The sequence below is a fragment of the Terriglobia bacterium genome (assembly GCA_036496425.1).
Lineage (GTDB): Bacteria > Acidobacteriota > Terriglobia > 20CM-2-55-15 > 20CM-2-55-15 > 20CM-2-55-15.
Genome location: DASXLG010000379.1, coordinates 22,238 through 33,553, shown reverse-complemented (window position 1 = coordinate 33,553; position 11,316 = coordinate 22,238). Strand labels below are relative to the sequence as shown.

Sequence of the window (11,316 nt, the reverse complement as noted above, 5' to 3'; positions counted from 1 at the left end):
CCGCGCCTGCGAGTCCGTTATCGTGCTGCCTTTCCCACAGGTTCGGCAACCGTTTCCGCGGCCGTATCGAAGTGAACCATGCCGTGCGGTCTGCCCGCAGCGGAGATGACATACTCCGGATAAGCCGGGATTCCGTGCTCGGTCAAATCCATTCCGTATGTTTCGCCTTCAGCATCGATGCGCAACAGACCGAATGCGTTCACCGCATACATCACGATTAGCGCAACTCCGAAAGTTGCAATCGTGGTCACACCGCTACCGATGGTCTGAGCCACCAGAAGCTGCGTTCCGCCGCCGTAAAAGAGGCCGGTCAACGGAGTGCTGTTGTCCGGGCCGAACGGGCCGGAGGCGCCGTACTTTCCGGCTGCGAACAAGCCCAGAGACAGCGTGCCCCAGACGCCGCACAAACCATGCACAGGCCACGCGCCGATCGGATCGTCGATCCGCAGGTACTCGAGAAGCTCAACGCCGGCGACCACGACGAAACCTGCGATTCCACCCAGAAGTATCGACCCGGTCGGGCTCACCCAATAGCAGGGGCAGGTGATCGCGACCAGTCCGGCGAGGAACCCGTTAACGGTATAACCCACGTCCCATTTTTTGCTCATTGCATACGCTGCGGCCATCGCAGTGAACGCGGCGGCGCAAGCCGCCAATGTGGTATTCGCCGCGACGCGGCCGATACCGACGAAATCCATCGCGGACAGCGTGCTTCCCGGATTGAACCCATACCAGCCGAACCACAACAGAAGGCCGCCGCAAGCGGCAATCGTCAAATCATGCGGCATCATGGGGCCGCCGCCGTCGCGTTTGAATCTGCGGCCAAGGCGCGGACCGAGAACAATCGCGCCGGCCAGTGAGATGAATCCGCCGATCGTATGGACGACCGTTGAACCCGCAAAGTCATGGAAACTCGTTCCGACCCACGGGAGCCAGTTGTCGGCGCTGCCCATCGTCGCGAGGAAACCATCCGGCCCCCACGTCCAGTGTCCGATGATCGGATAGATAAAACCGGTCACCGCGACGCTGTAGAGGAGGTCGCCGACGAAGGCGGTGCGGCCGATCATCGAGCCCGATGTGATCGTCGAGCAGGTATCCGCAAATGCGAACTGGAAGATCCAGACCGCAAGGAACGCCACGCCCGTGGTTTCATAGGTCGCCGGCGCGTCCTTCAGGAAGAACCAGTGATAGCCGATGAATCCGTTGCCGTGGCTGAACATGAATGCGAAACCCCAGGCATAAAACAAAAGGCCGCAGAGACAGGTGTCGATGATGCACTCCATCAGTACGTTGACGGTCTCGCGCGACCGGCAGAAGCCGGCTTCGAGCATCGTGAAACCAACCTGCATGCCGAACACAAGAAACGCCGCGACCAGGGTCCAGACTGTATTGATCGGGTTGACGATGTCATTACCCTTCAACACCGGGTCCGCCGCTTGAGCATGAGCGCCGAAGCCGAAAAGGCTCGGGTTCATGAACACAAAGGCCGTCAGCAACAGGGCCATTCCCAGCAGTTTTCCAGTCATTAAAAGCGTTCCGTATCTGCGCCACTCGGGGTCGCGCAGCCGGCTGCGCAATCGTTTGATTTTCGATGACAGAGATAGTTTTTTCATTGGGCTCCTCACAGTTACCTTAAAATTCGAGCAAAATAAAAAAAGTCCATGAGCTGCCTCCAGGGCAGTCCATGGACTTCTTTGTCCGGGCTTATAAAAACAAAAAGCCTCCAATCCCTACTGCGGAATTGAAGACCTCGGTGTCAACTCGGGCGCACTTCGTCGTGTCGCGTGAGATATGTTTTAGAGCAATGTATTCACAATGTCAAGACAACTATTTCTTAATGTCACAGCAATTATGTACGAATGCCATGACAATCTTGTCCTAATCCAGCGCCATGAATCCGCTCCGGATGTGGTAGCTTTCCTCGATCCGGCTGATAAATATCCTCCCGTCGCCGATGTGTCCGGTGCGGGCTTTTTCAATAACGACTTTGACGACGTCGTCGACCCGGTTGTCTTCCACCACGATCTCGATCATGACTTTCGGCAGCAGCGAAACTTCGTATTCGTGTCCGCGGTAAACCAGAGGCTGCCCGCGCTGATGGCCGTGTCCTTTCGCCTCCGAAAGCGTCATGCCGGGCGCCACAGCCTGAAGCGCGTCGATGACTTCTTCAAGTTTGTACGGCTGGATGATGCACTGAATCAGTTTCACGGGGACAGAATAACCCGGAAAGCGTGATAACATCCGGTCACTTATGAAACCCCTCGCGGTGATTATGGACGAGAAGGGTATCCGTGCGCAGCAGCTTGTTGAAGCGTCGGGCCTCGATGCAAAAGTCGTGAAGGCCATCGTCGATGGCCAGTACACGCCCAGTCCCTTCCAACGCCAGAAACTGGCGGCGGTTCTCGGTGTTTCGGTCGAGGAAATCGCCTGGGGCCACTCCGTTCCTGTTCAGCACCTTCGCGGCAATGGCCCACAGTCCGGGCGGTCAACGTAAAAGGAGGGAAGGGGATTTATTGCACCATTGCATCATTGGACGTTTTTGCAGTTCTAAATTTAAAATGCAGAAACCTCTAATGATGCAATGGAGCAATAGGTTCCCTTCCTCCTATTGCAGGTTCCCTATCGGCACCGTGAGTGCCATTGCCGCGCGGATCCGCCGCGCTTCGTTTTGAACGTGTTCCGCCTCTGAAGCGTTGGACAGTTCCTTGAGAACCCTCGAATACAAATCGAAAATCGCGGCGGTTTCCGGCATCTCCCCCTCGTTCGTGTGTTTTCTCGCAATTGCAGCAGCCCGTTCCAGCAGGGGGCGGGCGCCCGCTTCCTCATTCCGGGCGACGCAGACTCTGGCGAGCTGGTACAGCGTATCCATGATGGCCGCTTCATTGAAAGACAGGTCCGCATGATCGAGCAGCGCGAAGCTGTGCTGGAACTGGATCTCCGCCTCCTTGAAGCGGCCCATATCCATGTATAGCGAACCGAGGCTGTTGTGGAGAATGCTGAGGCTCGGGTGCTGAGGCCCCAAACGGACTTCGCCCAGCTGAAGAGACTCTTTGTACGCCTCTTCGGCTTTCGCATATTGCCGCCGGATCTGATACACGTGTCCCAGGTTGCTCAGGATCCCCCACAAGCCCGGAGAGGGAATCGCCGCAGCGTGTGTGAAAGAGCCGCCGGCCTTATCGATGCTTCCTTCATGAAACTGAATAACGCCGATGCTGTTTTCGATTTCCGCGTTCAAAGCAGGATCCCGGACCTTGTACATCGATATAAGTTGCGACGCTTCTTTCAACAGAGTCCGCGCTTCGCGGTATTCGCCTTGCGCCGTCAGGTCGGACGCCAGATTTCTGAGGACGATCGCTGACGCATGGCTGCTGTCCGGATACTGGTTCAAGAGTGAAATCGCTGTTCGATATTCGCGCGCAGCCTCGAGAAAGCGGGCCTGCGCATGAAGCGTGTCACCCAGGGCGGAATCGCCCAGGGCTTCCGCATATGGGTCGTTGTTTGCACGGGCTGATTCGACGGAAGTGCGGATCAGTGCCTCGGCCTGCGCGTAATGGCCGGCTTCGAATTCCGCCACACCGGCTTTGCGGAGGTTTGTGTAATCGCTGAGGAGTAACGTGAGCGTAATAAGGATGTATGGCATAACCTACCTCGCCGGCTTCATTGCACGGCGGCGGCCATCGCTTTGAGGTAGGCCATGCCCCTGTAAATTCAACGGGAAACGGGAATTGCGAAAAGAAAACGCCATACATTCCTGTATGGCGCGGGCAGTGCGCGCACTTTTTTGAAGGATTTAAGCCGCGCTAATTTCTGAATCTTTCGCTGTCGATCTCGTACTTGCGGACTTTGTAATTGATGATGCGTTCGGTGGTGCCCAGGAGGCGCGCGGCTTTCGCGCGGTTGCCGCGCGTGGTCTTGAGCGCGTCGAGCACGATGTCTTTCTCGTACGCGCTGATGGCCTCGGACAGCGACAGCGAGGTGATCGTCCCGGACGCCTGGGCGGTTTGCAGCGTCGGCGGCAGATGATGACCGTGGACGACGTTGCCGTCACATACCAGGATGGCGCGTTCGATCACATTCTCCAGTTCGCGCACGTTGCCGGGCCAATGATAAGCGGTCAACATATCGATGGCAGGCGTCGAGATGCGCCGGATGTCCTTGCTGTGTTCTTTCGAGTATTTCTGCAGGAAGTGATCCGACAGGAGCAGCAGATCGGCTTTGCGGTCGCGCAGTGGAGGAACAAAGATCGCGAAGACATTCAGGCGGTAGTACAGGTCCTCGCGGAACTTTCCCTCGGCCATCGCGGTTTCCAGGTCCTTGTTGGTGCCGGTCAGCAGGCGCACGTTGGTGCGGACGGTCTGGGTTCCGCCGAGCCGTTCGAATTCCTTTTCCTGCAGGACGCGAAGCAGCTTCGACTGGGTCGTGAGATTCATGTCGCCGATCTCGTCGAGAAACAGCGTTCCACCCTCGGCCAGCTCGAAGCGGCCCTTTTTCAGGCCGTGAGCGCCGGTGAAGGCGCCCTTTTCGTATCCGAACAGCTCCGATTCGATGAGTGCATCGGGAAGCGCGGCGCAATTCACCTTGATGAACGGCTTCTGCGCCCGTGGCGAATTGTAGTGGATCGCGTGCGCGATCAATTCCTTGCCGGTGCCGGATTCGCCGCGAATCAGCACGGTCGTGTTGGTGCGGGCGACCTGCGCAATCTGTTCGTAGACCTGCCGCATCGGTCCGGCCGTGCCGATGATATTGGAGAAATCGTAGCGTTCCTTGAGCTCTTCGAGAAGGTGCGTGTTCTCATCCATCAGCCGCCTTCGTTCGTCATCGACGAGGTGTTCGGCCTTGATGGCCTGCGCCATCATCAGTGCGACCAGGCCGACCCACTTCAACTCCGAGTCGTAGTCGCGATCCTGTCTGAACTTCAGATCGAGGCCGAGCGCTCCCACGGTTTTGCCTTTGAGGACGATGGGAACGCACATGTACGTGATTTCCTGCTTATGAAAATCACGCTTGGCGGCGCGGTTCAGGAACATGGGCTCACGGCTGACTTTCGGAACGACGATCGGCTTGCCGGTTTCGACCACACGGCCGGTGATTCCTTCGCCCAGGCGGTAGCGCGCGAAGCGTCCGGCATCGGTCAGACCGGTGGATACTTCGACACGGATTTCCTGGCTCTTCGCATCGAGCAACGTCACGGCTCCGCGCACGACGCCATGGCGTTGCTTGAGGATCTCCAGTACTTTTTCGAAAGCAACCCTGGGCGTCAGTTCGCCGCTCAGGATCTGACCCATTTCGACAAGCACCGCCAGCTGCTGGACTGCATCCGCCCGATGCCCGTTTAATCCTTTTTCTGACAAATGCGTAGCCACTTTTTCGATACCAAAACAAAAACGGCCAATAAAAAAAGCCCAGAACATTCTGCCTCTGCAGTGCCCTGGACTTACGGTGTCCGAATCAGCGTCTGTGCCGGCCGGCCGCCACAACTTTGTAGGCTGCCGCACCTGATCTTACGACTTCGTATTGTCGTTTTGTGTTGGGTGCTTGTCAATAGAGGGTTTGTCGTATATAAGCTGATCTGGTCTTTGCCAATGATTCTTCACATCAATAACGTCCCCTCGAAGCAGACCGGCCTCGCCAGTAGCGTTGCGTCCGCACTTGTGACTGTTGCAGGAGAAGGACAAGTGCCGGCGGGGGTGCTGGAAAACCTCAACATCCACCTGGAGTGGCTTCAGTACAAGACCAATTTCCGCGAGGCGATCACGGCCCGCCGCGCGATCCGCGGCCAGGAAGTGCTGCCGTGGATTGAGTTGGGCGTCGATCTCCGTCAGGTTCGCCAGGATTGCCTGAAGGAAGAATTTATCAGTGCACTGAATGACGTAACGGACACGGCGGCGTCCTCCCGCAAACGTATCTATCTGGAATCCTTCAAGCCGATCCGCTCGGGAATTATCTGGCGCTTCAACAATCTTTTCTGGCAGCACCTGCCGTTGTGGGAAGGCGCCGCCGGTCATGGTTTCGAGAAATCGCTGCCGGGCGGCACATCCGACGCGAACCACCCTGAAGCCATACGTGATGCCGTTGCCGACTTCTGGAAGCGGCTGAAAGCTCTGGACGACAAGAACCAGCTGCCGCCGGAGATTTTTACTCTGGAAATCGGAGTTGGAACCGGCCAGCGCGCGGCGGCGTGGCTCGACGAAGTCCGCAGGCTGGATCAGGAACAGGGAACGAATTACTATCCGCGGATCCGCTTTCTGCTCGCGGATTACTCGATGCCGGCGCTGAATCGCGCGACCGAAGCGGTTCGGGAGCACCGTGAATTGACTAGCTTTCTGGCGGTCGATGCCCTCGATCCGTTCAAGTCGCTTTCGTTTCTGCGCTACAAGGTCCTGTCCATCCATTTGACCAACGTGTGGGACAACCTGCCCACCGACGAGATCGTCGTGCGGGACGGGCACCTTTATCTGGTCGAAGCGCGGGCGTACGTTCCGGCGTCCGCCGTGAATCGCATCTGCGAATCCTTCGGCGCGGCCCCGGCGGAATTCGAGGCCACCATCCGGCGGCTTCTCGAAGTCGGTCCGCAGCATCTGCATCCCAACGACGTGGACAAGGGCGTCACGTTCTGGCGCGACGTCTGGGACGCGATCCGGACCGAAGAACGCTACATTGCGATTCAAAGCATACTGGATGCGCCGATGCCCGCCGGAGTCAAGCCCACGCTGCTGGAGAACTTTGTCGGTGAAGGCATCATGAATCAGCGCTTCCACCTGAGCTCGGGCGCCGTCGAGAGTTTCATGAATACCGTTCCGTTGCTTCATCCGGGCGGGTATCTCCAGGTGCAGGATATTTTCGTGACGAAGCTCGCGGATTACAGCCGGATGTTCCGCGGACCGGGCAAATTGGACGGATCGATCGTAAACTGGGTGAACGGAGCCCTGCTCGCCGAGATCGGCGGGCAGGCCGGTTATAACGTGCACTTTGCGCCGTTCCTTTATAGACAGGGATCGCGCACGTCCACACTTTACACCACACAGCGGGAGTAGAAACACCATGAGTCTACCGATAATACCCACAACGGTTGTCGGGAGTTATTCCATGCCGGGCTGGCTGGAGCGGCTCAAAACCGAATACTTTGCGCGGCGCATCAGCCGTCAGGAACTCGACGAGATCCATGACGTCGCCGTCAAAGCTGCCATCAAGGATCAGGAAGTCTGTGGCCTCGACATCGTCACCGACGGCGAGCTGCGCCGCGACAACATGATCGACTATTTCGCCGAACGGCTGCCCGGGGTTCAGACCGATAACACCTCGAAGAAGTTTTACTATGACTTCTATGACAGCGTCGTGCGCGGCAAACTGCCGGTGGCGTCACTGCGGCTCTCGGACGATTTCAAATTCCTGTCCGCCTTCACCGATCGCTCGACGAAGTTCTGCGTCACCGGGCCGCACTCGCTCGTGAAGCGCATTAAAGACGAGTACTACAAGAACGAAGAAGCGTTCGCGACCGACCTCGCCCGTGTCATGAACATGGAGTTGAAGGAACTGGTGCGCGCGGGCGCGCGCCAGATCCAGATCGATGAGCCGTATTACTCCGGATTTCCGGAAGACCTCCAGTGGGGAGTGAAGGTTCTCAACACGCTGGTCGAGGGGGTCGACGCGAAAATCGCGCTGCACGTCTGTTACGGCAACCGCTATGGCAAGCCGTCGTGGGCGGGGAACTATCGCTATCTTTTCCCAACAATTCTTGAAGCCAACATCCAGCAATTGACCCTCGAATTCGCCCGCCGCGGCGGAGAAGACCTGGAGCTGTTCAAAGAGTTCCCGAACAAACTCGAGCTCGGCGTCGGCGTCATCGACGTCAAGACGCACGAGGTTGAAACGCCGGAGATCGTGGCCGAACGGGTTCGCAAAGCGCTGAAGTTCGTGCCGGCCGAGCGTATCTTCGCGCTGCCGGATTGCGGTTGTCTGCACCTTCCGCAGGAAGTCGCATTCGCCAAGTTGCGCGCGATGGTGCAGGGAACCAAGATCGTTCGTAAAGAACTGGGTGTCTCCTGAAGATTTCCGGCTGATCGAGACGATGCGGGTGCTGGAGAACGGCGAGGTGTTTCTGCTCGACCGCCACCTGCAGCGCCTGCGCCGGTCGGCGCGGCATTTCTCGTTCAAGTACGATGCGGACAGGGTGGGCGACGCGATCCGTGAGGTGTCTTTCCGTCGAGCTGCGTCCCTGCGACTGCTGCTGTCGAAGAGTGGGGAAGTGGAGACTTCGTCCGCGCCCGTCCCCGCCGGTCACGCCGGACGATTGAAGCTTTCGAGCGTGCGGGTCAACTCGAAAGATCCGTTTCTCTACCACAAGACAACGAATCGCGAAATTTACGAAGAGGCCCGGCGCGGCTCCGCTGCGGATACCGACGTCATTCTTCTCAACGAGCGCGATGAGCTTACCGAGACCACGATTACGAATATCGCGGTTTTCCGTGGAGGGGCATGGGTCACGCCGGCGCTGTCCTGCGGCCTGCTCCCCGGCGTATTCCGCGCCGAACTTCTGGCGCGCGGCGACATCGTTGAAGGAATCATCCATCCGGACGATTTGAATTCCAGCGATCCCATCCGCTGCTTCAACGCGCTGCGGGGAATGTTTGAAGTTGAGTTGGATGCGAACTTAAAGCGCATTTAGTGTCAATTGGATTGACATTTTACGATCCTCACAACCAAACGTGTTTCGGGTCGAGCTAATCATTTCCTCTACTTAGCTGTTTGGCCCGGCGTTTGCTAGACAGCTCGTCCTAGTGTCGGTTTATTGACCGACTGGGAGGGAACAGTGAGGCTTGCAGGAAGCATAGCGCGATTTTTATCGCTGCTTTTGATCGGAGTGGCGGCGGGATATTCACAGACAGGTAATCTATCGGTTGCGACAAATGACGCGACGGGTATTACATCGAATTCGACGGTTTTGAACGGCACGCTGACCGCGGCGAACAACTCGGTCGGAATATGGTTCGAGTGGGGAACGACGACTGCTCTCGGGACCAAAACCAGTCCTCAGGTCTTTCCGGGCGGCACAACGACAACGTTCACCGCCTCCCTGTCCAATCTTCAGCCCCATACCACGTATTACTTCCGCGCTGTTCTGTACCCGGCGACGGCCGGAGCTCCGAACATCGACGGCGACACCAAAACGTTCACGACGACGGGCAATGTCGTAACAGGGGGGACCATTGCCGCATCAACCCTGACCGCGACGTCCGTGACATCAAATTCCGCCGCTCTAAACGGCAGCGTGAATCCAGGCGGGCCAGGCCTGGCTGTGTGGTTCGATTGGGGAACTTCGTCATCCTTCGGCAATCGCACCGATGTGCAGACCATCGCGGCTGGTACGACAGCCGTTTCTGTGACGTCTTCTCTGAAGAATCTTCAACCGCACACCCTCTATTACTTCCGTCTCGATGCGTACCGCACTTCGGACGGTACGGCGGCGCTCGGGGACGTTAAGACTTTTACCACTTCCGATGCGCCTGCCACGGTTGCGCTTACCGTCACCACGCTCGATGCAACAGGAGTCACTGCAACAGGAGCAACGTTGAACGGCACGATCGCCGGGGGAGGCGCGCCCTTTTACGCGTGGTTCGAATACGGAACGACATCCTCGCTGGGCTCAAAGTCAGACGCTCAGGCTTTCAATCAGACGACGACCAGTGCGAATGTGACGAAGGCACTCAGTAACCTTCAAGCCAATACGACTTATTACTTCCGGCTTGTCGGTTATCTTGGCGGTGGAGTCAGCGTGCAGGGAAATACTCTTAGTTTCACGACTCCGGCAGGTCCTTCGGCAACGGTAAACATTACCTCTACCGAGGCATCCGGAATAATGGCGGCTGCGGCGACGCTGAAAGCCAGTGTTACTGCGGCCGGTTCGATCGTCGGGTTCTTTGAGTGGGGAACAACGTCATCCCTCGGCAGTCAGACGGCGCCGCAAACGTTTCTATCCGGGAACGACATTACACTCTCACAAGCGCTGGCGAACCTTCAACCGAACACGACTTACTACTTTCGCGCAGTGGCCGGAACGTCGAGCGTCAATCTTATCCGGTCGGACATCAAGAGTTTTCAGACGGCTTCGAGTACATCCGCCACGCTTACGGTAACCACGCTCAACGCGGACACCGTATCGTCCGCTTCGGCCGAATTGAACGGAACGGTAAACCCTGCCGGTACCGCATCCACGGCGTGGTTCGAGTGGGGGACGACGACTCCGTTGCCTAATAAAACGCCGGCGCAGCAATTCAGCGGAAACAGTCCGGCGAATTATTCGTTTTCGTTGTCGTCGCTTCAACCCGGCACGCAGTACTACTACCGCGCCGTCGCCCAGAATTCCACGGGAACGGTGACCGGCAAGGTGGTGTCCTTTGCCACAACACGAGTGCCGTCGACTGTTCCGCAAACTACTAATGTTGAATCGGGCCAGATCCAGTCCGGATATGTCATCGTTACACCCGCCGCAGGATCCGATTCGCCTAGCGTGACATTTACATACGGCACCGTCAGCCAGGGTTTAGTCCTGGCACAGGCCGGCCTGGTCCCGAATCCGATGGCTACGGACGCTTCGATGTTCGTCGAGGTGATCCCCAGCATCAGCCGCAATATTGGTGTGGCCATTTCCAACCCAGGCAGCGTCGGGATCGCAGTGACTCTGACGCTTCGGGACGAGACTGGACTCGTCGTCGGCAGTCCCACCAACATCACGATACCGGCTCATCAGCAGACGGCAAAGTTCGTAAGCGATCTTTTCAGCACGGACGTGATTTCCAGCGGCATGCGTGGCAGCCTCAGAATGCAAAGTTCTTCGCCGTTTGCGGTCGTCGGTTTGCGGTTTGACGGCGGTGCATTCAGTACTCTGCCCGTAGCAGTAACTGCTCCGCTACCCGGAGTTCCGTCTGTCACACTTACCGCCGGATCCGATCCGAATTCTCCCGCTGCCGGGACGATCGGCGGAGCAACATCTGTGATCATTCCCCAATTTGCCATCGCCGGCGGATGGGCCACGATGATTGCGCTCGTAAACAACACGAGTGCGACGCTTGTGGGCAGGATCGATCTGTTCGATCAGTCGGGGAATCCGCTGCCTGCGAATTTGAACGGCGATACGCGAAGCACGTTTACCTATTCGATTCCGGCCGGCGGTACATTCATTCTTTCACCGGTCGATTCGAACGGCCAGTCACCGCTATAGGGCGAGGGATTTAGCCACAACCGGGCGGAGATTGTTGCTTACTGCTTTCAGGCCGCCGCCTGACGATGCTCCGCCGGTGCCGGACCAAAATGGAACAG

General features: G+C 57.7%; 9 protein-coding genes. 5 read left to right on the top strand and 4 right to left on the bottom strand.

Annotated features, from left to right (window positions below):
- Positions 1-17: 17 nt before the first annotated feature.
- Both amt and VGK48_28070 read right to left on the bottom strand, forming a co-directional pair.
- On the bottom strand, positions 18-1,613 hold the full coding sequence (gene amt, locus VGK48_28075; protein ID HEY2385051.1) for an ammonium transporter: 1,596 nt from the start codon (positions 1,611-1,613) through the stop codon (positions 18-20).
- A 265-nt stretch (positions 1,614-1,878) separates the two neighbouring features.
- Positions 1,879-2,208 carry a P-II family nitrogen regulator gene (locus VGK48_28070; protein ID HEY2385050.1) on the bottom strand — a complete coding sequence of 110 codons (330 nt, stop codon included), beginning with the start codon at positions 2,206-2,208 and terminating at the stop codon, positions 1,879-1,881.
- Between the two features lie 43 nt (positions 2,209-2,251).
- Between VGK48_28070 and VGK48_28065 the strand changes: the two genes are divergently transcribed.
- Positions 2,252-2,494, top strand: coding sequence for a helix-turn-helix transcriptional regulator (locus VGK48_28065; protein HEY2385049.1), 243 nt, complete (start codon positions 2,252-2,254; stop codon positions 2,492-2,494).
- Between the two features lie 111 nt (positions 2,495-2,605).
- Here VGK48_28065 and VGK48_28060 read toward each other — a convergent pair whose 3' ends face one another.
- Both VGK48_28060 and VGK48_28055 read right to left on the bottom strand, forming a co-directional pair.
- Positions 2,606-3,640, bottom strand: a complete 1,035-nt coding sequence (locus tag VGK48_28060; protein ID HEY2385048.1) for a tetratricopeptide repeat protein — start codon at positions 3,638-3,640, stop codon at positions 2,606-2,608.
- A 160-nt stretch (positions 3,641-3,800) separates the two neighbouring features.
- On the bottom strand, positions 3,801-5,363 hold the full coding sequence (locus VGK48_28055; GenBank protein ID HEY2385047.1) for a sigma 54-interacting transcriptional regulator: 1,563 nt from the start codon (positions 5,361-5,363) through the stop codon (positions 3,801-3,803).
- A 219-nt stretch (positions 5,364-5,582) separates the two neighbouring features.
- Between VGK48_28055 and VGK48_28050 the strand changes: the two genes are divergently transcribed.
- From VGK48_28050 to VGK48_28035, 4 genes are all read left to right on the top strand, one after another.
- On the top strand, positions 5,583-7,034 hold the full coding sequence (locus VGK48_28050; GenBank protein ID HEY2385046.1) for a hypothetical protein: 1,452 nt from the start codon (positions 5,583-5,585) through the stop codon (positions 7,032-7,034).
- A gap of 7 nt (positions 7,035-7,041) precedes the next feature.
- Positions 7,042-8,046: a methionine synthase gene (locus VGK48_28045; GenBank protein HEY2385045.1), complete on the top strand. Its 1,005-nt coding sequence runs from the start codon at positions 7,042-7,044 to the stop codon at positions 8,044-8,046.
- Positions 8,036-8,665 (top strand): aminotransferase class IV, encoded by a 630-nt coding sequence (locus VGK48_28040; GenBank protein ID HEY2385044.1) that lies wholly within the window; start codon positions 8,036-8,038, stop codon positions 8,663-8,665. The genes VGK48_28045 and VGK48_28040 overlap by 11 nt, the downstream gene beginning before the upstream one ends.
- 144 nt (positions 8,666-8,809) lie before the next feature.
- Positions 8,810-11,218, top strand: coding sequence for a hypothetical protein (locus VGK48_28035; protein HEY2385043.1), 2,409 nt, complete (start codon positions 8,810-8,812; stop codon positions 11,216-11,218).
- The last annotated feature ends 98 nt before the right edge of the window (positions 11,219-11,316 follow it).